This window comes from Streptomyces sp. NPDC086835, from assembly GCF_044745705.1.
Lineage (GTDB): Bacteria > Actinomycetota > Actinomycetes > Streptomycetales > Streptomycetaceae > Streptomyces.
Map to the genome: position 1 here is coordinate 1146058 of NZ_JBIVAU010000002.1, position 23534 is coordinate 1169591.

Below are 23534 nucleotides of genomic sequence, written 5' to 3' on the forward strand. Positions count from 1 at the left end.
GCGTGAGTGAACTCCCGCACGGGGCACCCGTCAAGACTTCGCGCATTCAGGTCCTGAACGCAGAACTCCCCACACCTGTCCCGAACTTGGGATTCAGCGGATTTCGGTGTGAAGTATTGACGGCATGACCGCCTGGCGGTTGACTCTGCGCACCACGCCGGAACCGGTTCCGGCAGCGGTTCCGGTACCGGTACCAGAGGCTCGACGCGGAGGCCCTTCGATGCGTGTCACCATCGCCGACGTCGCACGTGAGGCGGGTGTCAGCAAGACCACCGTCTCCCGGGTGCTGAACACCAAGGCCGATGTCGACGCCACCACGGCCGCCCGTGTTCGTGAAGTGATCGGCGCGCTGGGCTATGTCCCCAGCTCGGGCGCGGTCGGTCTGGCCCGCGGCCGCAGCCGTACGGTCGCCATGCTGACGCCGCCGCTCACCTGGCCCTGGATGGGCGAGGTGCTGCAGGGCGTCGTGGACACCGTCGAGGCGGCCGGTTACGGCCTGCTGCTGTTCACCTGCAACCGCGGCGCCGAGTCCGTCGACCACTTCACCAGCCAGGTCTCGGCCAGAGCGTTCGACGGGCTGCTCGTCATCGAACCGGAGAACACCCTCGACACCATCACCGCGATGCACCGCCGCGGACTCCCCGTCGTCCTCATCGACGACCGCGGGCACCACCCCGAGTTCCCGTCCGTCGCCACCACCAACCGGGAGGGCGGGGCCTCGGCCGCCCGGCATCTGCTCGCGGCCGGACGCACCCGGCCACTCGTCGCCACCGGTCCGGCGGGCTTCGGCTGTGTACGCGACCGGACGGACGGGTTCCTGGACGTCCTGCCCCACGCTCTCGTCTTGGAAGGCGAGTTCACGGAGGCGTCCGGCCGGCAGGCCGTCGAACGGGCGCTCGGCGACGGGACGCCCTTCGACTCGGTCTTCGCGCACAACGACCTCATCGCCGCGGGGGTGCTGCGCGCCCTGCGGGACGCCGGCCGCGGCGTGCCCGACGACATCGCCGTCGTCGGCTTCGACGACATCCCCATGGCCCGGCACACCGCGCCCCCGCTGACCACCGTGCGCCAGCCGATGCGCGAGATGGGAGAGACCGCGGCCCGGCTGCTGCTCGCGCGGCTCGGCGGCGAGCCGATCCCCGACGAGCCGGTCGTGCTGCCCACCGAGCTCGTCGTCCGGGGCTCCGCGCCCGACGGCTGACCCCCGCCCGCGCGGGCCGGTCCGCGCGGGCGGGCAGCGTCCTGCGGCGCGCCCGCCCCGGCACCCACCCGCCGCGCCGCCGCAGGCCGCCCCTTCGACCCGGCCTGCCGTGCCGGACGGTGCACCACCGGGGCCCGGCCGCCGAGCACACCCGGCCGCCCCTTGCCTCAGCCCTGCCGAACCCACGCCACACCCATGTCGCACCGATGTCGCACCGAAGGAGCCGCAATGCCAGGATCACTCCGGCCACGACCACGCCCTGGACCCCGCCGGGCCGGTACGGCCCTCCTCGCAGCCACCGCCGTGCTCGGGTCGCTGATCGCCGGAGCGCTGCCGAGCGCCGCCGCCGACGAGCCCGCGCCTGTTCCCGTCGACCGCTTCGAGGGCGAGGTGCCGTTCGCCAACCCGCCCGCGGAGGGCATCTTCACCTGGGGCAGCGACGCCGACGACCAGCCGAAGCTGGAGTTCAAGGAGCGCGCCGACGCTCCCGAGGGCAGCAAGGTCCTCGAAGGCTCCTACGACATCAGCGGCTGGGGCGGCCTCAGCCATGAGTACGCCGTGGACCAGGCGCCCCGCGACTGGACGGCCTCCAAGGGCATTCGCTTCTGGTGGTACGGCCAGAACACCGCGCCCCTGCCGCCCGGTTCGGGCAAGCGCATCAACTTCGAGATCAAGGACGGCGGCGCGAACGGTGGCGCGTCCGAGCTGTGGACCACCTCGTTCACCGACGACTGGGAGGGCTGGCACCTCGTCGAGATCCCGTTCGCGGACTTCGTCTACCGCACCGATTACCAGCCCGTCGGCGGTATCGACCAGGTCCTCGGCCTGAACGAGATGTGGGGCTGGGCGCTCACCCTCCCCACCGGCGCCCCCGGCGCCTTCGCCGTCGACGGCATGGAGCTGTACGGGAAGGCCGACCCGGCCTTGAAGGCCAAGGTCGTCACCGACGCCGCCGTGTACCCGGTCGACGAGGGCGGCACCGCCCAGGTGAAGATCTCCGTCGCCACCACCGGATCCGTCCCGACCGACGAGCCGGTCACCGTCGAGTACACGGCAGGCGGCGGCAGCGCGGAGGCCGGCGCGGACTACGAACCGGTCACCGGTTCCGTCACCTTCCCGGCGGGCACCGCTTCCGGGGAGTCCCGTACGGTCGCCGTGAGAACGAGCAAGGACAGGGCGGCCGAGTCCGCGGAGACCGTGCCGCTGCGGCTGACCGTCACCGGCGCGAAGGCCCCCGCAGAGACGCCCCAGGTGGTCGTGAACGCCCACGGCCTGCCGTACCAGAACGCCAGGCTGCCGGTGAAGAAGCGCGTCGCCGACCTGCTCTCGCGCATGTCCCTCGCGGAGAAGGCCGGCCAGATGACACAGGCCGAACGCAACGCTCTCAAGTCGCAGGGCGACATCGCCTCCTACGACCTCGGCTCGCTTCTGTCCGGCGGTGGTTCGGTGCCGACGCCGAACACGCCCGAGGCGTGGGCCAAGATGGTCGACACCTACCAGCTGCGGGCCCAGGCCACCCGGTACCAGATCCCGCTGATCTACGGCGTGGACGCCGTACACGGGCACAACAACGTGATCGGCTCGACGATCATGCCGCACAACATCGGCATCGGAGCGGGCCGCGATCCCGAGATCGCTGAGCGGACCGGCGCGGTCACCGCCAAGGAGGTGCGCGCCACCGGCATCCCGTGGGACTTCGCGCCCTGCCTGTGCGTGACCCGCGACGAGCGCTGGGGGCGCTCCTACGAGGCGTTCGGTGAGGACCCGGCCCTGGTGACCGCCATGGAGACCGTGATCCAGGGCATGCAGGGCGCCCGCAACGGCAAGGACCTGGACCGCAGCGACAAGGTCCTCACCAGCGCCAAGCACTTCGTCGGCGACGGCGGCACCGAGTTCGGCTCGTCGTCCACCGGTTCCTACACGATCGACCAGGGCGTCACCAAGGTCACCCGTGAGGAACTGGAGGCGGTGCATCTCGCGCCGTTCGCGGAGGCCGTCAAGCGCGGCGCGGGCACGGTCATGCCCTCGTACTCGTCGCTGGACATCATCGGCGACGAGGCCGGACCGGTGAAGATGCACGCCCACGCCGAGATGATCAACGGGGTCCTCAAGGACCGGATGGGCTTCGACGGGTTCGTCATCAGTGACTGGCAGGCCATCGACCAGATCCCCGGCGACTACCCGAGCGACGTGCGCACCTCCGTCAACGCCGGCCTCGACATGATCATGGTTCCGACCAACTACCAGGAGTTCACCCGTACGTTGCAGGACGAGGTGACGGCCGGGCGGATCAGCGAGGCCCGCGTCGACGACGCCGTCTCCCGCATCCTGACCCAGAAGTTCAAGCTCGGCCTCTTCGAGAGGCCGTACGCGGACACCGGGAACCTGGACGAGGTCGGCTCCGCGGAGCACCGCGCGGTGGCCCGGGAGGCCGTCGCCAAGTCGCAGGTGCTGCTGAAGAACGACGGTGCCGTGCTCCCGTTGAGAAAGTCGCAGAAGGTGTACGTCGCCGGCTCCAACGCCGACGACCTCGGCAACCAGGCCGGCGGCTGGACCATCAGCTGGCAGGGCTCCTCCGGTGAGATCACCACCGGAACCACGATCCTCGAAGGCATGAGGCGGGCCGCCCCCGACGCCACCATCGACTACTCCAAGGACGCCTCCGCCGCCACCGACGGCTACGACGTCGGCGTGGTCGTCGTCGGCGAGACCCCGTACGCCGAAGGCATCGGCGATGTCGGCAACGGCCACGACCTGGAGCTGACCGCCGCCGACAAGGCCGCCGTGGACAAGGTCTGCGCCGCGATGAAGTGCGCCGTCCTGGTCGTCTCCGGCCGGCCGCAGCTGATCGGCGACCGGCTGGACGGCATCGACGCGCTCGTCGCGTCCTGGCTGCCCGGCACCGAGGGCGACGGCGTCGCGGACGTCCTGTACGGGACCCGTCCGTTCACCGGGCAGCTCCCGGTCACCTGGCCGAAGTCCGAGGCGCAGCTGCCGATCAACGTCGGCGACGCCGCGTACGACCCGCAGTTCCCCTACGGCTGGGGCCTGACCACGCTGGGCCGGACGCCGGGCGGCGGTGAGCTGACGCTCAAGGCCGTCTCCCTGGCGGTGAAGGTCCTCCAGGCGACCGGTCAGGGCAGGTCGGAGCAGGCCAGGGAACTGGTGGGCAAGGCGCGTCTGATCGTCCAGCAGAAGATCGGCGGGAAGATCACCGAGGCTTCGGCGAAGCCGTTCGCGGAGGCTGATCACCTGCTGCTCACCGGCGATCCGGCGGGAGCGGTCGCCAAGCTGACCGCCGCCTACCGGGCCGGCTGATCACATCGCTCGACGGCGGCACCCGGCAGGGCGGGCGCCGCCGTCGAGTATTGCGGTGCCGGGTTATTTCGCCCACGGCTCAGACGTATGTCTTATTTATGCCGGTTTCGGGTAGCGTCGGGAGTATGAGGATACGGCCGTTCACTCTTGTGTCGGCCCTCGCGGGGCTGACGCTGATGCTGCTCATGATTCTGACTCCTGCGTCCGGCGCCGCCGTCAGGGCTTCGGGAGTGTCCGACGCCGCCGCGGCCCTGAGAGAGGGTCCGGTGTACGTCCACCCGGCCATGACCGGCCAGCTGTCGCAGACCGAGGCCGCCTCGCTGGCCGACCGGATCGAGGACGCCGACAAGCCGGTCTTCGTGGCCGTACTGCCCGCCACCGCCGAATTCCCGCCGGACGATCTGCTGCGCAACCTGCGCACCGAGACCGGGATCACCGGCCTGTACGCCGTCAGGCTCGGCGACGGCTTCGACGCCGGAGCCGACTCCGTCGTGATGCCGAACCGGGCCGTCGAGAACCTGACCGCCTCGGTGAAGAGCGGCGCGCCTGTCGACGCGGCGGTCCAGCTGGACAAGTTCGTCGACCAGGCCCTGCCTCAGGTCGACGGCACCGCTCCCGCCTCCTGGGACCCCGGATCGGGTGACGAGGACGGCGTCGGAGCCGGCGGTCTGATCGTCCTCGGCGCGGTCGCGGCCGCGGGCGGTGCCGGTGCCTACGCGATGGTCCGCAACAAGCGCCGCCGGAAGGCGGAGGAGGAGCGGGCCGCCCTCGAACGCCTCCGCGTCGTCGTCGACGAGGACATCACCGCGTTCGGCGAGGAACTCGACCGGCTGGACTTCCACCCTTCGGAGAAGGGCGCGGACGACGCCATGCGCGCCGACTACGAGCAGGCCCTCGACTCGTACGACACCGCGAAGTCCCGTATGGCCGCCGCTCAGCACCCCGGCGACGTCCGCGGGGTCACGGAGGCGGTGGACGACGGCCGCTTCGCGCTCGCCGTACTGGCCGCGCGCCGTGAGGGGCGGCCCGTCCCCGCACGCCGGGCACCCTGCTTCTTCGACCCGCGTCACGGGCTGTCGGTCAAGGACGTCTCCTGGGCGCCGGCGGGCGGCGCCGCGCGTGACGTCCCGGTCTGCGCGGCCGACGCGGCCCGCGTCGAGGTAGGCCAGGACCCGCTGGCGCGCACCGTCGACACAGGCGCAGGCCGCCGCCCCTACTGGGAGGCCGGGCCTGCTTACGGCCCCTGGGCGGGCGGCTACTTCGGCGGCGGCATCCTGCCCGGCCTGCTGATGGGCACGATGCTCGGCCACATGCTCGCCACCCCCGCCTACGCGGCCGACTACGGCGGAGGCGAGTTCACCGGCGGTGAATACGGCGGCGGTGACTACTCCGGTGGCGACTTCGACTCGTCCGACTTCGGTGGCGGCGGCTTCGGTGGCGGCGGTGACTGGGGCGGTGGCGGCGGCTTCGGTGGTGGCGACTTCGGCGGCGGAGGCTTCTAGATCCCGTCCGGCGCGGAGTGCCGCGCCGGACGGCAGGCCTGAGGGCGCGGCCCTGGTGTACGGCAACCGTGGGGGCTCGATTCGAAACGGTTACCGACCGTAGGAAATCATTACCCAGCGTGCTTGTCTCGAGGGCATGCGCAACCGAACCAGGCTCAGAGCCCTCGCCGCCCTCTCCGCCCTCGCCGTCGGCACCGTTCTCGCGGCAGCCGGCCCGCTGTCCGCGACCGCCCGCTCCGCACCCGCCCCCGAAATGGCGCCGCTGCACCGCTCGGCGAACGCCGTACCGGGGCGCTACATCGTGACCCTCGCCCGGACCGCGGACTCCAACGCGATGATGGGGGAGGTCGGCGTCACGGCGCTGTTCACCTACCGGACCGCGCTGCGCGGATTCACCGCCGACCTCACTGCCGACCAGCTGAAGCAGGTCCGGCTGATGCCTGACGTCGTGGCCGTCGAGGAGGACGCCACCGTCACCGCGAGCACTCCTCCCGCGTCGTCGCTGGCACCCGCCGCCTCATGGGGTCTCGACCGCATCGACCAGCGTGAACTGCCTCTCGACGACGAGTTCACCCCGGCCGGCAGCGGCCAGGGCGTCAACGCGTACATCCTCGACACCGGCATCGATTACGGGCACGCCGAGTTCGGCGGCCGCGCCGTCTTCGGCTACGACGCCGTCGGTGACGGGCGGCGCGGGCAGGACTGCCAGGGCCACGGCACGCATGTCGCGGGCACCGTCGGGGGATCGTCGTACGGCGTGGCGCGCAAGGCCTCGCTGGTGAGCGTCCGGGTCCTCGACTGCGAGGGCGGTGGCACGCTGTCGGGCGTCATCGCCGGAATGGACTGGGTCGCGGCGAACGCCGAGCAGCCGGCCGTGCTGAACGCCTCGCTCGGCGGCGGCAGGTCCACGGCGGTCAACGAGGCGGCGGACGCGCTCGCGGCCGGTGGGGTTCTGCCGGTCGTCGCGGCGGGCAACGAGGCGGAGAACGCCTGCAACGTCTCTCCCGCTTCGGCGGAGCGCGTGCTGGCGGTCGGGGCGACCAACGCCTCCGACCAGGAGGCCGACTTCTCCAACTTCGGGTCGTGCCTGTCGGTCTACGCCCCCGGCGCCTCGATCGTCTCGGCCAAGCTCGGTGGGGGCAGTGTCGACATGAACGGCACCTCCATGGCGTCCCCGCACGTCGCAGGCGTGGCCGCCCTCTACAAGTCGAAGTATCCGACCGCGACGGCGGCCGAGGTGGCCGCCTGGATCGTCGAGAAGTCCAGCAAGGACGTGATCAACGGGATCAGCCCTGGCTCCCCGAACCGTCTGCTCCACACCGGCGGCCTCTGACATCACCCGCAGGAAGGCTCCGGACGCGCGCCGGCGGGGCCGGGGAGTCCCGGCCCCGCCGTGGCGGTGCGTGCGGTGCGATCAGGCGGCCGGAGCGGCGGCCTTGATCGCGGAGATGTCGAAGTTCAGCTTGACCTTGTCGCTGACCATCACGCCGCCGGTCTCCAGCGCCGCGTTCCAGGTCAGGCCCCAGTCGGAGCGCAGGATCTCGGTGCCGCCCTCGAAGCCGACCCGCTCGTTGCCGTAGACGTCGGTGGCCGAGCCCTGGAACTCGAGGTCGATGGCGACGGGGCGCGTCACGTCCTTGATCGTGAGGTCGCCGCTGATCCGGTACTTGTCGCCGCCCAGCTGCTCGGCGCCGGTCGAACGGAACGTCATCTTCGGGAACTTCTCGGCGTCGAAGAAGTCGCCGCTGCGCAGGTGGCCGTCGCGGTCGGCGATGCCGGTGTCGATGGAGGCGATGGCCACGTCGATGGCGGCGGTCGAGCGGGCGGGCTCGGTGCCGTCGAGGACCAGCTTGCCCTCGTACTCGCCGAAGCTGCCGCGGACGTTGGTGACCATGGCGTGCCGGACGGTGAAGCCGATGCTGCTGTGCGCGGGGTCGATGGTGTACTCGCCGCTCAGTGCCGCCAGGGCGGGGTCCACCCGCGCGCCGGGGGCGGTGGCGACGGCGGTGTCACTGTTCTTGCGGTTGAAGAGGCCCATGTCTGCTCCTTGGGGACGGGCGCCGGGGAGCTCCCTGCGCTGTTGTTTAAGCTTCAACGACTTCGACTGTAGACCTATTCCGTACAACTTTCAACATCTCTGGGGAAGGTTTCGCGGGATCCGCCCGAGGCTTCACCCGAAAGGTGCCGCCGCCCTCTGGCGGACGCGCGTAGAACTCGGGCACGATCTCCCTGCTCCACCTGCACTGCCGTCCCACCGGAAGCACGGTCATCAGCAGGAGGGATCCCCCCGCCATGAAAATCCGCTCCGTCCTCAGCGCACTCGCGCTTGTCACGGGCGCGCTCTTCGCGCCCGGCTTCGGCGTCCTCGCCACCGCGACCGACGCGCACGCCGTCACCAAGATCAGCCATGCGACGGCGACCTCGATGTTCCGCTCGTCCGGGATCACATGGTCCTCGTCCGGCGGCTGCTCCGACCGGAACAACCCGACCTGTACGTCCTTCGAGCAGCTCAACCTCGCCACCGCGAAGGGCGCCCAGACGCTCAAGAGCGCCAGCGGCTGTGCGCTCAACATCACGGGAGGCACCGAGACGGGCCACGCCGGCGGCACCTACTCGCACTGGAACGGCTACAAGCTGGACTACTCCAAGTACACGTGCGTCGGGAACTACATCAAGAACAACTTCACGTACATCGGCGTACGCGGCGACGGCGCGCCCCAGTGGCGGTCCGGCTCCGGAAACATCTACGCCGACGAGGGCAACCACTGGGACGTGACGTACTACAACTGCGGCGGCTGCTGACCCGGCCGGCCTCAGAAAAGCCGTGCGGGCGTCCGGCCCCCCGGACCGGACGCCCGCACGTGCTACCGGGTGATACGTGCGATCAGGACCCGACGCTCACCGTGAAGCGCTTCGGATTTCCGTCGTGTGCCGCGCCGGAGACGTCCGGCCCGCCGTCCGGGCGGACGTCGTCGTACGGGAACGCGTAGCCGATGGGGGAGTTGGCATGGACGATGCGCGACCAGTGGTTCGTGGTGGGGTCGCGGTAGTAGTCGGCCGATGTCGCGCCGTTCGGCTGGTCGGGATGGGTCAGCAGGGTGCTGCGGTTGAACGCGGCGGAGATCCGCGCCAGCAGCGCCTTCTTGTCGTCGGGGTCGCCGGGGTTGTTGGCGAACGGCCCGTGGTTGCAGGTGAAGACGTCCCGCGACGACGGCTTGGTGAAGGTGTGGCCGCCCGGATAGGTCAGCACGTCGCCGGTGACCCGCCCGGCGAGCACGCCGCGGCCGCCCTGCAGGTCCACCCGCAGATCCTCCGAGCGGTACTTCTCCCAGACCTTGTCGATGTATCCGTCGAAGACGTCCCGGAACGGCATCTCCGCCGGACGGTCGAAGTACGGGGCCATGATCGTCTGCGGTGAGATCACCCGCAGCACCGTGCCGGTGTCCGAGCGGATGACCAGCTTGTCCCAGGGCTGCCCGTCGCGGCCGGCCTGCGCGGCGAGGTCGTCCGCGATCTTCTCCAGTGCTCCCTGGGGCAGCGGGGCGACTGCGTGGGTCGCGTCGCCGGTCAGGGTGAGGCCGATGGGCAGCGCGGTGACCAGGTCGACGTAGCTGATGTTCGCGTACAGCTGCTGCGAGTTGAAGGTGAACTCACAGAAAGACCAGGTGCGCCCGTAGTTGGGGTCGGCGGGGGTGGCGAACGCCGGCTCGACCAGCGAGGGGCCGGGGTTGACGAAGAAGTCCAGCTTGTCGTCGCGGACGAAGTAGACGCGCGCGCCGAACATCCGGGGGAGGGTGAGGACGACCGGTCCCTCGCCCGCTCCCTTGAGGGGGATGGCGCAGTCGACCGGCAGCGGGGTCTGCGGCGCCGGCGGATCGGCCGGCTTGTGGACGCTGCCGTCGGCGCGGAGCAGCACCCAGTCCCCGGAACCGTCCTCGTGGCCGGTCACATAGGCGTTGACCGTGCCGGGCAGCGACTTGTTCTCCAGGGCCAGTTCACAGGTGGCGGGTGCGGCTCCCGCGCCGGGGCTGAGAGCGCTTCCCCAGGCGGGGTAGGTGAGTGCGGTCGCGGTCGCGGCGGCACCTGTCAGGAACATACGGCGGGAAATCACGGGATGAACTCCTGCTGTTGTGGGGGGAGTCCCACTCTTGCGACGGGCGGGGCGGACGTCAACAGTTGTGACTGAGAGCGCTCTCAGAGAGTCGGCGTGTACACAAGTCGTCACCGTCAGAGGGGACTTGGACTAAAGAGCGGTGGTTCTTGGACTGCCGGGCGCCCCGGCCACCGACTTCGTTGACGCCCGCAGAGCCGGGGACTACCCATGCCCCATGCCTCGTAGATTCCGTGCGGCCGGCGCGCTGGCCGCCGCCTCCTGTGCCGTGTTCGCCCTGGCCGGGCCCGCGTTCCCGGCATCACCGGCCGACGGGCCCGGCGCCGTGACCGCCTCCGGCGCCGGGCCCGTCATCAGCTCCGGCCTGCTCTCGGTCACCGTCGCCGACGACTTCCCCCGCGTCCTGTCGTACACCGACCGCGCGTCCGGCGCGGTGCTGCTCGGCAGCACCGCGCCGGTCACCGAGGTCACCCTCAACGGCGAGCCGTACGCGGTCCGTCCCGCCGGCGCGCCCCGCGTCGAGCGGTCCGCCGCGCGCTACGCGCTCGTCTTCCCCGCACTGCCCGGCGTGGAGATGGACGCCGTCCTGGAGGTCTCCGGCCGGGCGGTGACCTTCAAGGTCACCGCCGTACGCGACACCGACGCCTTCCGGGTGGGCACCATCGACATACCCGGCCACGACCTGGTGTCCGTCGGTAGTACGGAGCGCGGGGCGGCCACGGCGTTCACCCGCCTCGACCCCGACTCGACCCGGACCGCCGACGTGTTCGCGGACGTCACCGCCCGCACCCCCACGGAGACGGCCCCCGTCGGCGCCTCCTACGCGATCGTCAACACCGAAGCCCTGGCGGCCGCCGTCGAGTCCAACTCCTCGTACGACAGGCCCAGCGGGCCGACCGGCGGGGACGACGCCCGCTTCTGGCACCAGGCCCGCAAGGCGGCGGACGGTTCCGTGCGCGTCGGCGTCCGGTCCGGTCAGTGGACCTACCGCGGAGCGGGCGCGCCGCAGCCGGAGAGCGGCGACGGCCTGCCCTGGGCGAAGGTCGTCGTCACCCCGGACGCCAACGGCGACCGGAAGGTCGACTGGCAGGACGGCGCGGTGGCCTTCCGCACCATCGGCATCACCGCGCCCGGCAGCGACGCCACCCCGGAGCGGGTCGTCACCCACATCCCGTTCAACTTCGCCAGCCAGGCCACCCACCCCTTCCTGCGCACCCTCGACGACGTCAAGCGCATCTCGCTCGCCACCGACGGCCTCGGCCAGCTGGCGGTGCTCAAGGGATACGGCTCCGAGGGCCACGACTCCGCCCACCCGGACTACGGCGGCAACTACAACAAGCGCGCCGGCGGCCTCACCGACCTCAACAAGCTGCTCGAGGACGGCGAGAAGTGGGGCGCGGACTTCGGCGTGCACGTCAACGCCACCGAGTCCTACCCGGAGGCGAACGCCTTCGACGAGAAGCTCGTCGACAAGACGAAGCCCGGCTGGAACTGGCTCAACCAGAGCTACTACATCGACCAGCGCCGCGACATCAACAGCGGTGACCTCGCCCGCCGGTTCCAGCAGCTGCGCGACGAGACGCACCGCAATCTGGACTTCCTCTACATCGACGTCTACTACACCCACGGCTGGATCGCCGACAAGACGATCCAGGCCGTTCAGCGGCAGGGCTGGACCGTCGGCACGGAATGGGCGGACAAGTTCGAGCGGGCCTCGCTCTGGTCGCACTGGGCCAACGACCTCGACTACGGCGGAGTCACCAACAAGGGCCTGAACTCGCAGATCATCCGCTTCATCCGCAACGGCGAGAAGGACGTCTGGAACAACCACCCGGTCCTCGGCCAGACCGCCCTCGAGGACTTCGAGGGCTGGACCGGCGAGACCGACTGGAACGCCTTCTACGCCAACATCTGGCAGCGTGATCTGCCCGCCAAATACCTCCAGCACGAGCGGATCACCCGCTGGAACGGCAACGACATCCGCTTCACCGGCGGTCTGCGCGGCACCGTGGAGGACGGCCGCCGCACCTTCTACGACGACGGCCGCAAGGTCCTCGACGGCGACCGCTATCTGCTCCCCTGGGCCGGCGGCGAGAAGCTGTACCACTACAACAAGGGCGGCGGCACAAGCAGTTGGGCCGTGGACGGCAGCGGCCCGTACACCGTCTACAAGCTCACCGACAACGGCCGGGTGAAGGCGGGCACCGTACGTCCGGAAGGCGGCCGGATCACCCTCACCGCCACCGCGGGACAGCCGTACGTGCTCTACCCCGACCGCGCCCCCGAACAGCGCGACGCCCGCTGGGGCGAGGGCGGCCCGGTCGCCGACCCCGGTTTCAACGACGCCTCGCTGGATGCGTGGACCAAGGCAGGCGGCGTCACCCGGGACACCGACGGCCACGGCCGCAACAGTGCCGCACTCGAGGGGCCCGGCGCCGCGTCCCTGTCCCAGCGGATCACCGGGCTGGAGGCGGGCGAGCGGTACACCGCGTCCGCGTGGATCGAGGTCGAGCCCGGCAGCTCCCGCCGTACGACGCTGTCGGTCGGCGGCAGGTCCGTCACCGTCGAACGCTCCACGGTCAAGGACCAGGTCGCCGCGTCCGACTGGCACGGCACCCACTTCCAGCGCGCCAAGGTCAACTTCACCGCGCCCGACGAGGCGGTGACCCTGAAGATCGAGGCCGCGGCAGGCAGTGCGGCACAGGTCCGGACCGACGATGTACGGATCGTCGCCAACGCGCCCACGACCAAGCACGGCGCGCTCGTGTACGAGGACTTCGAGGCCGTCGACCAGGGCTGGGGGCCGTTCGTCAAGGGCGACGCCGGCGGCGCGACCGACCCGCGCACCCATGTGAGCCGGCTGCACGCGCCGTACACCCAGGCCGGCTGGAACGGAAAGCTGATCGACGACGTGCTCGGCGGCAAGGAGTCGCTCAAGGCCCACGACGAGAACACCGGACTCGTGTACCGCACCGCGCCCTGGACCGTGCCGATGAAGGACGGCCACAGCTACCGGGTCGAGTACGACTACCAGTCCAGTCACGCCGGCGCCTACGAGTGGGTGACCGGCTACGACCGGGCCGCCGGCGGCTCCGTCGAGCGACGCCGTACGCCCGTCGGGCAGCAGCGGACCACCGGCCACTTCTCCGAGACGGTGACCGCGGGCTGCGGCGACACCTGGACCGGGCTGCGCAAGCGCGCGGACGCACCGGACGGCGCCGACTTCGTCATGGACGGCTTCACGGTCACCGACCTCGGCCCGGCCGCGCGGCCGACGGCGTGCGGCACCCTCGGCGTGACCGCCGGGGAGGCCCTCGAACCGGGCGACAAGAACGAGGTCAAGGTCGTCTTCACCAACGACGAGCAGACCGCGGCCGCGGATGTGCGGCTGGCGCTCCAGCTGCCCGAGGGGTGGACGGCGGAGCCTGCGGGACCGGTGTCGTTCGAGACGGTGGCGCCCGGCGCGAAGGTCACCGGCAGCTGGCAGGTGACGCCGCCCGCCGATGCCGAGTACCGCGCGTACTCCCTCGGCTCGACGGCGACGTACACCGTGGACGGCTCGGCCCGCGAGCTCACCGCGGCCACCTCCGTGCGGACCCTTCCGCCGCCGCCCACCGCCGACGCATGGGCGAGCGACCTGGACTGGACGTCCGCCACCAACGGCTGGGGCCCGGTCGAGCGCGACCTGTCCAACGGCGAGACCGGTACCGGTGACGGCGGCCGGCTGCGGATCGGGGGAGTGGTGTACGAGAAGGGGCTCGGCAGCCACGCGCCCGCGAAGATCCGCTACTACCTCGGTGGGAAGTGCACGTCCTTCACCGCCCAGGTGGGTGTGGACGATGTCCAGACGTCGCGGGGGACCGTACGGTTCAGCGTGGTCGCGGACGGCACGGAGAAGATTGCCTCCCCGGTGCTGAAGGCCGCCGACCCGGCCTGGTCCCTGACCGCGGACGTCACCGGCGCCGACTACATCGAGCTGGTCACCGGCGACGGCGGGGACGGCAACGGCAACGACCACGCCGATTGGGGTGCGGCCCGCTTCCACTGCGGGAGCTGAGAACCGTCCGGCAGGCGGCCCGGTACGCTGGGCCGCCCGCCGGATTAACCCGAGCGGCGTATGCGGCGCGGCCTGGCTGTGAGGCGACTCTCAGCTCACATGCTTGTCGGACCTCCACAAAGCCGCACCGTCCTGAGCTGGTGGTTGGCGCTCTGTGCGGAATGGTTCTGTTCAAGCCCGACAGGAGAACGGGCGCGAGACTGTACGGAGTCGACGGCAGGGTTTCCTTGTTCGGATCCGTAGGGTCGATGCATGACCGTTTTGGACGAGACCACCAGCGAGCCGACCGACGCCCGGGGCCGGGTGGCCGAGCTGCACGAGATCCGTGAGCAGGCTGTGCGGGGGCCGAGTGAGAGGGCGACCGAGGCGCAGCATGCGAAGGGCAAGTTGACGGCTCGTGAGCGGATCGCTCTGCTGCTGGACGAGGGCTCGTTCCGTGAGGTGGAGCAGTTGCGCCGGCATCGGGCGACGGGTTTCGGTCTGGAGGCGAAGAAGCCGTTCACCGATGGTGTGATCACCGGGTGGGGCACGGTCGAGGGCCGGACGGTGTTCGTCTACGCGCATGATTTCCGGATCTTCGGTGGTGCGCTGGGTGAGGCGCATGCCACGAAGATCCACAAGATCATGGACATGGCGATCGCGGCGGGTGCGCCGCTGGTGTCGTTGAACGACGGTGCCGGGGCCCGGATCCAGGAGGGTGTCAGCGCGCTCGCCGGTTACGGCGGGATCTTCCAGCGCAACACGCGTGCGTCGGGGGTGATTCCGCAGATCTCGGTGATGCTGGGTCCGTGTGCGGGCGGTGCGGCCTACAGTCCCGCCCTGACGGACTTCGTGTTCATGGTCCGTGAGACGTCGCAGATGTTCATCACCGGTCCGGACGTGGTGAAGGCGGTCACGGGTGAGGAGATCACCCAGAACGGTCTGGGCGGTGCGGATGTGCACGCGCAGACCTCGGGTGTGGCGCATTTCGCCTACGACGACGAGGAGACGTGCATCGCGGAGGTCCGGTACCTGCTGTCGATGCTGCCGTCGAACAACCGGGAGAACCCGCCCACCGCCGCCGCCGGCGACCCGGCCGACCGTCGCTCGGACGTGTTGCTGGATCTGGTGCCGGCGGACGGTAACCGCCCCTACGACATGCACCAGGTGATCGAGGAGCTCGTCGACGACGGTGACTTCCTCGAGGTCCACGAGCGCTGGGCCCGTAACATCATCTGCGCGTTGGCCCGGCTGGACGGGCAGGTGGTCGGTATCGTCGCGAACCAGCCGCAGTCGCTGGCCGGGGTGCTGGACATCGAGGCGTCCGAGAAGGCGGCCCGCTTCGTGCAGATGTGCGACGCGTTCAACATCCCGATCGTCACGCTGCTGGACGTGCCCGGGTTCCTGCCGGGGGTGGACCAGGAGCACGGCGGCATCATCCGCCACGGCGCGAAGCTGCTGTACGCGTACTGCAACGCGACCGTGCCGCGGATCTCGCTGATCCTGCGCAAGGCGTACGGCGGTGCGTACATCGTGATGGATTCGCAGTCCATCGGCGCCGACCTCACCTACGCCTGGCCGACCAACGAGATCGCGGTGATGGGCGCGGAGGGCGCGGCGAATGTGATCTTCCGTCGGCAGATCGCCGATGCCGAGGACCCCGAGGCGATGCGGGCGCGCATGGTCAAGGAGTACAAGGCCGAGCTGATGCACCCGTATTACGCGGCCGAACGCGGCCTGGTCGACGACGTCATCGACCCGGCGGAGACCCGCGAGGTCCTCATCCGGTCCCTCGCGATGCTCCGCACCAAGCACGCCGACCTGCCGTCCCGCAAGCACGGCAACCCGCCGCAGTGACCCTGCGATTGGACTCTGGAGCACACATGAGCACTCCTACCGATCCGACGTCCTCCCTCCTCCGCGTCGAGAAGGGCCACGCCGACCCCGAGGAGCTGGCCGCCATCACCGCGGTCCTGCTGGCCCGCGCCTCGGCGCGGCCCACCGACGCGACCTTGGCCCACCGCGGCCGCACCACGGCAGGATGGCGCCGCCTGGAGCGCCAGCGCGGCTTCCAGCCGTCCCACAGCTGGCAGGGCTGACCCCCTGACCCGTAAGGCCCCGCACACGGTCGTGTGCGGGGCCTTACGCATGCCACCGGCCGGCCCTCCTGCTCCTACGCGGGCGGCAGGCCGGAAGTTCGACTTCCCAGGGGTCGGCGGTGCTGCCGTCCGGTTCGACGCCGCGCATGCGAAGGCGCTCCGCCTCCGTCGGGCCTGCCTGGTGCTGACCCACCCCGGTAGCCGCAGCACCGGCAAGTGCCTGCTGCCCTCCACGGTGGCGCGCCGTCCCGGCCCTCGTCCCGGCCCGCCCATGACGAAGGCCCCGTACTCCACAGGCAGGAGCACGGGGCCTTCCTCACAGGCGTTCAGCGCGCGAGCGCCGCGGGGGGCCGCAGGGACGGTTACCGCAGGCGGGCCATGAGGGCGTGTTCGACGAGGGTGATGAGTGCGCTCTTGGCGTCGGCGCGGTGGCGGGCGTCGGTGGTGATGATGGGGGTGTCGGGGCCGATCTGGAGTGCTTCGCGGACTTCTTCGGGGTTGTAGGGCTGGTGTCCGTCGAAGCCGTTGAGGGCGATGACGAAGGGGAGGCCGGAGTTCTCGAAGTAGTCGACGGCGGGGAAGCAGTCGGCGAGGCGGCGGGTGTCGACGAGGACGACGGCGCCGATGGCGCCGCGGACGAGGTCGTCCCACATGAACCAGAAGCGGTCCTGTCCGGGGGTGCCGAACAGGTAGAGGATGAGGTCCTGGTCGAGGGTGATGCGGCCGAAGTCCATGGCGACGGTGGTCGTCGTCTTGTCCCCGGTGTGGGTGAGGTCGTCGATGCCCGCGGACGCGGAGGTCATGACGGCTTCGGTACGCAGCGGGTTGATCTCCGAGACGGCGCCGACGAACGTGGTCTTGCCCACGCCGAAGCCGCCCGCCACCACGATCTTCGCGCTGGTGGTTGAGCGGGCAGCACCGCCGCTAGAGCTTGCGAAGTCCACTGAGCACCCTTTCGAGCAGTGTCACGTCTGGCTGGCCGCCGGCGGACTCGTCGCCGCCGGGCTGATGAATGGCGACAAGTCCGGCCTCCGCCAGGTCGGCGACGAGGATCCGGGCAACGCCGAGGGGGATGGAGAGGAGTGCCGAGATCTCAGCCACCGACTTGATCTCGAAACACAGCCGGCAGATCCGCTGGTGCTCGGGCAACTGCCCTTGCAGCCTTGACGGGTCGGCCGTGGTACTGACCAGCGCCTCGATGGCGAGCTGGTAACGCGGCCGGGTCCGGCCGCCGGTCATGGCGTACGGACGCACCAGCGGGTTGTGCCTGCCGGAACCGGCGGGCGACGCCTTCGCGGGCTCCTGGGCCCGCCGCTGGGCCACCGGCTGGATGCGGGGCTGCTGCTGACCGTAAGAGGGGTCGTACGACGGGTCGTAGGACGGGTCGTACGGCGACTGCGACTGCTGGTAGGGCTGCTGCGCGCCCGCTCTGCCCGGCGTCGAAGGAAAGTTGTAGCGATTGTCTGTGTGCTCACCGTGGGGCTGATGACCGCCCTCATAAGGGCGCCCGCCTGGGGGTGTTGCCACGTTTCCTCCTCCGACTGCCTGTACGCCGGTTCCTGTCCCTGTGGAGCCCGCGCCACCGCACCTTAACGGTGCGGTGGCGAGAAACGCACTGTCTGTCTACTGGTCAAGAGCAACTACCGGGACGAACCCGGCAGATCGTCAGTTGAGCAGGCTTCCCTGGAGCTCCGCGCGAAGGTCGGGGGTGAGGACGCTGCCCGCACGGTCGACCAGGAGCGCCATCTCGTAGCCCACGAGGCCGATGTCGGCCTCGGGGTGGGCCAGCACGGCCAGTGAGGAGCCGTCGGAGATGGACATGATGAAGAGGAAGCCGCGCTCCATCTCCACGACCGTCTGGTTGACGGCGCCGCCTTCGAAGATCCGGGAGGCGCCCGCGGTCAGCGAGGTCAGACCGGAGGCCACGGCCGCCAGCTGATCGGCGCGGTCGCGCGGGAAACCTTCGGACATCGCCAGCAGGAGTCCGTCGGCGGAGACCACCACCGTGTGCGACACCCCTGGGGTGTTGTCCACGAAGTTGGTGATCAACCAGTTCAGATTCTGCGCCGCCTGGCTCATCGGGCTCACACTAACGCTCCTGGTTGTAGGTACTGCCCGGGCCGGAGCCCGGTCCGTTCGTGTCCGTTCCCGCGCTGCGTCCCTGCTGGACACCGCGCCGCAGGTTGCTCAACCTGCCACGCACGTCCTCAGGGGCGCGGGAGACCTGTGGGCCGCCCTGCGGGGTCTGCTCGGCCGTGCCCTCGATCAGGTTGGCCTTGGGCACCCGCCGGGGAAGACCGGACGAGGTGACCCCGCCCGCCTTCGGGTCGCGAAGCTTCTCCGCCCGCTGCCAGCGCTCGTCGTTCGCCGAGCGCCAGTCGTCGGTGTCGGAGCTCCCGCCGCCGAAGCTGCCTGAGCCGTTGCTGCTGCCACCCGGGGCCTGTCCGCTCTGCTGAGCGGCCGGAGCCTGTTCGGGGGACTGCTGCTGCCACTGCTGCTGCGACGCCTGCTGCTGCGCCGGCGGCTGCGGCACCTGCTGTGCCGACGACGGCTTCTGGCTGCCACCGCGCCGGGGGAGACCGGCATCGGTGAGCTCGTGGGTGCTGCTCGGAGACGGTCCCGGACGCTCGAAGCCTACGCGGTCCGAGGCGTTCGCGGGAGCGCCGGGCGCAGATTCCGCTTCGGGACGGTACTCGGGCTCGTAAGCGGTCTGGTAACCGCTGTGATCGGCCCACTCACCCTGGTGGGGCTGGGCGTCGTACTGGCCCTCGTACTGCTGCTGAGTGTTCTGCGGGTCCTGGTATGTGGCTTCCGCATATGCGCCCTGGAGCGGATCCTGCTGCTCCGTGTGCTCCGGGTAGCCGCCGTTCGCCGGCTGGTACGCGTCCTGGTAGCCGCTGCCCTGGTACTCGTCGTACGCCGGCTGCTGGTTCTGCGCGTAGCCCTGGTCCGCCTGCGCGTACTCCTGGCCGTACTCGGAGCCGTACTCCTGCTGCGGGGCCTGCTCCTGCTCGTACGGCGACTCGTCGCGGTACAACGGCCGTTCGCCGTGTGCCTGGGCCTCCAGGGCCGCCCTGCGCTCCTCGCGCATCAGGGAGCGGCCCACGGGGTCCAGCTGGGTCGCGGAGCCGTCGGAGGGCTGCTCGTAGCGGGAGTCGTCGAAGCCGAGCTCCGCGGCGGTCCGCATCGGGGCGCTCTCGAAGGACTGCTGCTCCGGGATGATCTGCGAGACCGTGAAGTCGTCCTCGGGCAGCGCCTCGCCACCGCCACCGTGGGTGATGGCGTCGGGAAGCATGACCAGCGAGGTGGTGCCGGCCTGCTCGCCCGAGGGGCGCAGCTGGACGCGGATGCCGTGCCGGTCGGCGAGGCGGCCGACCACGAAGAGGCCCATGCGCTGCGAGACGGCGGCGTCCACGGTCGGCGGGTTGGCCAGCTTGTGGTTGATGTCCGCGAAGTCCTCGGCGGTGAGGCCGATGCCCTTGTCATGGATCTCGACCATGACGCGGCCGTCGGGGAGACGGGTCGCGGTGACGCGGACCTTGGTCTGCGGCGAGGAGAAGGTGGTGGCGTTCTCCAGCAGCTCGGCGAGGAGGTGCACGAGGTCGGTCACGGCCTGGCCGTGGATCTCGGTCTCCGGCACGCCGGTGAGCTCGATGCGCTCGTAGGACTCCACCTCGGAGGAGGCGGCGCGCAGCACGTCGACGAGCGGCACGGGCTGGTTCCAGCGGCGGCCGGGCTCCTCGCCGGCGAGAATCAGCAGGTTCTCACCGTTGCGGCGCATACGGGTCGCCAGGTGGTCCAGCTTGAAGAGGTTCTCCAGCTGGTCCGGATCGGCCTCGTTGTTCTCGAGGTCGGTGATGAGGGTCAGCTGGCCCTCGATGAGCGACTGGTTCCGCTGGGAGAGGTTGGTGAAGATCGCGTTGACGTTGCCCCGGAGCATGGCCTGCTCGGCGGCGAGCCGGACGGCCTCGCGGTGGACCTGGTCGAAGGCCCGGGCGACCTCACCGATCTCGTCCTGGGTGTCGATCGGGATGGGCTGGACGCGGGTGTCGACCCGGCCCGGCTCGGTCCGGGAGAGCTGGTCGACGAGCATCGGCAGGCGCTGCTCGGCGATGCCGAACGCGGCGGTGCGCAGCTGGCGCATCGAGCGGCTCATCTGGCGGGCCATGAGGCCGGCCAGGATGAAGGCGGTGAGCAGGGCGATGACGACGATGAGGCCGTTGACGATGGCGTCCGTCTTTGCGTCGTCGGAGATTGCCGCGGCCTCGTTCACGGCCCGGTCGACGAGGTCGGTCTCGATCTCGGTGTAACCGTCGAACTTGGCGGTGGCCGCGCCCATCCAGGTCTCGGGCGTGACGTCCTGCGTCTTCAGCTTCTCGGGGCTGGTGCCGGAGCCGATGGCGGTGGCCATGCCGGTGAAGACGGAGCCGTCGGGCCCCTTGGGCGGGTTCAGACCGGCGGCGGCGAGCCGCTTGCCGCCCTCGGCGGCCTTGCCGGTCATGACTTCCTTGAGCCGGACGGTGTCGGCCTCAGTACCGCCGGAGACGTACTCACCGATGGCGATCTGCTCGAGGTAGTTGTACGAGTTGAAGGCGATCGTCTGCTTGGCGAGGACGTTCTCGTCCTTGCTCGGCCGGACCAGCAGGTGCATGCCGATCGAGCGCTGCAGCGAGGCGGCCGCCTTGGCGAGCTGGACGGCGTAGACGGTACGGCCGTAGCTGGTGACGTTGCCGGTGCCGAGGCCGAGCTCGTTGGCGAACTCCATCAGCACGTGCTGGATCTTGACGTAGCCCTCTTCGGTCTGCACCGGGTCGAGCGCCTTGGTGTAGGCCGCCTTGCGCAGATCGGCGAGCTTCGGCTCCTCCTGCTTGAACAGCTGGAGGCGGCGGTCGAGGCCCTGTCCGGGGGGCATGTCCTGCACGGCCTGGTCGAACTTGGCCTTCGCCGCGTCGGTGGTGTCGTACGCCTCGGTGACGACACCGGCCTGCCGGGCGTCCTGGCTCGTGGCGAGCAGCAGGGGCTGTGCGGTCAGGTCACGCTCGTTGAGGAGCGCCTGGCCGTACTCGGAGGCCGCGCGCACGATGAGTGCGGTCTTCTCCGCGTCCTGCGCCTCGCTCCAGGTGTCGATCGACTGCTTGACCTGGAACCCGCCCATGACCAGGCCGACCAGCACGGGTATGAGAAGGATCGCGTTCAGGCGGGTGGGCACCCGCCAGTTGCGTGGGGAAAAACGGCTGGTGCTGCCCCCGGAACCGCCTCCCGGTCCGCCGACGGCCGGGGAAGAGCCGGAAGCTCCCGACGCATCCGCAGGCGGCGCCGCTGTGCGCGACGGCGGGGTGAAGTTGCCCCGCGCCTGTTGCTCTGCGGAGCTCGTCATGCTTCGCCTCACTCGACCAACAACCTCTCGGCGTCGGCACCTACGCTGTGCCGTGTTTCGTTCAGAGCCGTACTACTCGGCAGTTCGACGAATTCCAGCACGTCGACCGGCCGCATTCCAAACACTCGGAATCAGTGATTCCGAGTGGCGTACGCCTCGCATAAAACGGGCATAAAGAACGAGCCCCGTCAAATGGCGAGGCTCATGTGAGCACAGTGGTACCGCCCGTGTGCAACGGGTGTCCACTGCGCCGGAATTCTCTGTCGAAATGTTATGAACACGGAGGCGGGCCGTGTCAAAAGACACAGCCCGCCGCACGGTAACTACGACAACTGCCGTATTGCGTCGTCTACTTGACCATTCTACTTCAGCCGCGCCATGAGGGCGTGTTCGACGAGGGTGATGAGTGCGCTCTTGGCGTCGGCGCGGTGGCGGGCGTCGGTGGTGATGATGGGGGTGTCGGGGCCGATCTGGAGTGCTTCGCGGACTTCTTCGGGGTTGTAGGGCTGGTGTCCGTCGAAGCCGTTGAGGGCGATGACGAAGGGGAGGCCGGAGTTCTCGAAGTAGTCGACGGCGGGGAAGCAGTCGGCGAGGCGGCGGGTGTCGACGAGGACGACGGCGCCGATGGCGCCGCGGACGAGGTCGTCCCACATGAACCAGAAGCGGTCCTGTCCGGGGGTGCCGAACAGGTAGAGGATGAGGTCCTGGTCGAGGGTGATGCGGCCGAAGTCCATGGCGACGGTGGTCGTCGTCTTGTCCCCGGTGTGGGTGAGGTCGTCGATGCCCGCGGACGCGGAGGTCATGACGGCTTCGGTACGCAGCGGGTTGATCTCCGAGACGGCGCCGACGAACGTGGTCTTGCCCACGCCGAAGCCGCCCGCCACCACGATCTTCGCGCTGGTGGTCGATCGGGCAGCACCGCCGCTAGAGCTTGCGAAGTCCACTGAGCACCCTTTCGAGCAGTGTCACATCCGGCGTGCCGCCGGCCTCTCCGTTGCCCGGCTGGTGAATGGCCACCATGCCGGCCTCCGCCAGGTCGGCGACAAGGATCCGCGCGACACCGAGCGGCATCGACAGCAGCGCCGAGATCTCGGCGACGGACTTGACCTCCCGGCACAGATGGCAGATCCGCTGGTGCTCGGGAAGCAACCCGGCGAGCAGAGCCGGATCGGCCGTCGTGCTGACCAGCGCCTCGATGGCGAGCTGGTAGCGCGGCCGGGTCCGGCCGCCGGTCATGGCGTACGGACGTACCAGCGGCTGGTCGCCCTCGTCCCCGTACGCGTCTACCGACGTACCGTACGGATCGTGAGAGGCGGGTGGCGGGGTCATGAATCCTCCGGGCGTGACAGCAAGTGGTCGGCTGTGCCGTCTGGTTGGGCCGGTGGGGGGCCTTTGGCGGCCGTGCTGGTGACGGTGCGGTGACTGATTGCCGCGAGCCGGTGCGTGGGGTTCGGCTCGCGGCCCGGGCTCAGTGCAGAAGGCTTCCCTGGAGTTCGGCGCGCAGGTCCGGAGTGAGGACGCTGCCCGCACGATCCACGAGGAGCGCCATCTCGTAGCCCACGAGGCCGATGTCGCAGTCGGGGTGCGCGAGCACGGCCAGCGAGGACCCGTCCGAGACGGACATGAGGAAAAGGAACCCCCGTTCCATCTCCACGACGGTCTGGCTCACCGGACCGCCTTCGAAGATCCGGGAGGCGCCCGCGGTCAGCGACGTCAGACCGGAGGCCACGGCCGCCAGCTGATCGGCGCGGTCGCGCGGGAAACCTTCGGACATCGCCAGCAGAAGACCGTCGGCGGAGACCACCACCGTGTGCGACACCCCTGGGGTGTTGTCCACGAAATTGGTGATCAACCAGTTCAGATTCTGCGCCGCCTGGCTCATCGGGCTCA

At 70.1% G+C, this 23534-nt stretch carries 17 protein-coding genes; 8 read left to right on the forward strand and 9 right to left on the reverse strand.

The features are described from left to right. Positions 1 to 220 precede the first annotated feature (220 nt). From ACIPJI_RS11265 to ACIPJI_RS11280, 4 genes are all read left to right on the forward strand, one after another. Positions 221 to 1201 (forward strand): LacI family DNA-binding transcriptional regulator, encoded by a 981-nt coding sequence (locus ACIPJI_RS11265; RefSeq protein WP_307708464.1) that lies wholly within the window; start codon positions 221 to 223, stop codon positions 1199 to 1201. Positions 1202 to 1429: 228 nt separating this feature from the next. Continuing rightward, entirely contained in the window at positions 1430 to 4519 is a 3090-nt protein-coding gene (locus ACIPJI_RS11270; protein ID WP_402245710.1) for a glycoside hydrolase family 3 N-terminal domain-containing protein, read from the forward strand. 125 nt (positions 4520 to 4644) lie between these two features. Next, positions 4645 to 6021 carry a hypothetical protein gene (locus tag ACIPJI_RS11275; protein WP_356621145.1) on the forward strand — a complete coding sequence of 459 codons (1377 nt, stop codon included), beginning with the start codon at positions 4645 to 4647 and terminating at the stop codon, positions 6019 to 6021. 136 nt (positions 6022 to 6157) lie between these two features. Further along, a complete protein-coding gene (locus tag ACIPJI_RS11280; protein WP_402245712.1) occupies positions 6158 to 7354 on the forward strand; it encodes a S8 family peptidase in 1197 nt (398 codons plus the stop codon). 81 nt (positions 7355 to 7435) lie between these two features. Here the strand turns inward: ACIPJI_RS11280 and ACIPJI_RS11285 are convergent, their stop codons facing one another. Next, a complete protein-coding gene (locus ACIPJI_RS11285) occupies positions 7436 to 8059 on the reverse strand; it encodes a YceI family protein (RefSeq protein WP_402245713.1) in 624 nt (207 codons plus the stop codon). 254 nt (positions 8060 to 8313) lie between these two features. Between ACIPJI_RS11285 and ACIPJI_RS11290 the strand changes: the two genes are divergently transcribed. Further along, a complete protein-coding gene (locus tag ACIPJI_RS11290) occupies positions 8314 to 8823 on the forward strand; it encodes a hypothetical protein (protein WP_402245715.1) in 510 nt (169 codons plus the stop codon). Between the two features lie 82 nt (positions 8824 to 8905). Here the strand turns inward: ACIPJI_RS11290 and ACIPJI_RS11295 are convergent, their stop codons facing one another. Next, positions 8906 to 10117: a glycoside hydrolase family 64 protein gene (locus ACIPJI_RS11295; protein ID WP_402245817.1), complete on the reverse strand. Its 1212-nt coding sequence runs from the start codon at positions 10115 to 10117 to the stop codon at positions 8906 to 8908. A gap of 232 nt (positions 10118 to 10349) precedes the next feature. Between ACIPJI_RS11295 and ACIPJI_RS11300 the strand changes: the two genes are divergently transcribed. The 3 genes from ACIPJI_RS11300 (at position 10350) to ACIPJI_RS11310 (ending at position 16267) form a co-directional block, all read left to right on the forward strand. After that, the gene (locus ACIPJI_RS11300) at positions 10350 to 14189 is read left to right on the forward strand and encodes an endo-alpha-N-acetylgalactosaminidase family protein (protein ID WP_402245717.1); all 3840 of its coding nucleotides are present in this window, start codon (positions 10350 to 10352) and stop codon (positions 14187 to 14189) included. A gap of 252 nt (positions 14190 to 14441) precedes the next feature. Then, positions 14442 to 16025 (forward strand): acyl-CoA carboxylase subunit beta, encoded by a 1584-nt coding sequence (locus ACIPJI_RS11305; RefSeq protein ID WP_402245719.1) that lies wholly within the window; start codon positions 14442 to 14444, stop codon positions 16023 to 16025. A 26-nt stretch (positions 16026 to 16051) separates the two neighbouring features. Further along, on the forward strand, positions 16052 to 16267 hold the full coding sequence (locus ACIPJI_RS11310) for an acyl-CoA carboxylase subunit epsilon (RefSeq protein ID WP_307708472.1): 216 nt from the start codon (positions 16052 to 16054) through the stop codon (positions 16265 to 16267). 362 nt (positions 16268 to 16629) lie between these two features. Here the strand turns inward: ACIPJI_RS11310 and ACIPJI_RS11315 are convergent, their stop codons facing one another. From ACIPJI_RS11315 to ACIPJI_RS11345, 7 genes are all read right to left on the reverse strand, one after another. Further along, the gene (locus ACIPJI_RS11315) at positions 16630 to 17211 is read right to left on the reverse strand and encodes an ATP/GTP-binding protein (protein ID WP_050791473.1); all 582 of its coding nucleotides are present in this window, start codon (positions 17209 to 17211) and stop codon (positions 16630 to 16632) included. Beyond that, complete coding sequence (locus ACIPJI_RS11320) at positions 17192 to 17794, reverse strand: DUF742 domain-containing protein (RefSeq protein ID WP_356622267.1); 603 nt, start codon at positions 17792 to 17794, stop codon at positions 17192 to 17194. Before ACIPJI_RS11320 ends, ACIPJI_RS11315 begins: the two co-directional genes overlap by 20 nt. A 138-nt stretch (positions 17795 to 17932) precedes the next feature. Continuing rightward, a complete protein-coding gene (locus ACIPJI_RS11325; RefSeq protein WP_005311461.1) occupies positions 17933 to 18346 on the reverse strand; it encodes a roadblock/LC7 domain-containing protein in 414 nt (137 codons plus the stop codon). Between the two features lie 10 nt (positions 18347 to 18356). Next, positions 18357 to 21656: a nitrate- and nitrite sensing domain-containing protein gene (locus ACIPJI_RS11330; protein WP_402245721.1), complete on the reverse strand. Its 3300-nt coding sequence runs from the start codon at positions 21654 to 21656 to the stop codon at positions 18357 to 18359. A 350-nt stretch (positions 21657 to 22006) separates the two neighbouring features. Then, positions 22007 to 22588 carry an ATP/GTP-binding protein gene (locus ACIPJI_RS11335; protein WP_159686641.1) on the reverse strand — a complete coding sequence of 194 codons (582 nt, stop codon included), beginning with the start codon at positions 22586 to 22588 and terminating at the stop codon, positions 22007 to 22009. Beyond that, positions 22569 to 22973 (reverse strand): DUF742 domain-containing protein, encoded by a 405-nt coding sequence (locus ACIPJI_RS11340; RefSeq protein WP_005311458.1) that lies wholly within the window; start codon positions 22971 to 22973, stop codon positions 22569 to 22571. The genes ACIPJI_RS11335 and ACIPJI_RS11340 overlap by 20 nt, the downstream gene beginning before the upstream one ends. 139 nt (positions 22974 to 23112) lie before the next feature. After that, a complete protein-coding gene (locus ACIPJI_RS11345; protein ID WP_005311457.1) occupies positions 23113 to 23526 on the reverse strand; it encodes a roadblock/LC7 domain-containing protein in 414 nt (137 codons plus the stop codon). Between the last annotated feature and the right edge of the window lie 8 nt (positions 23527 to 23534).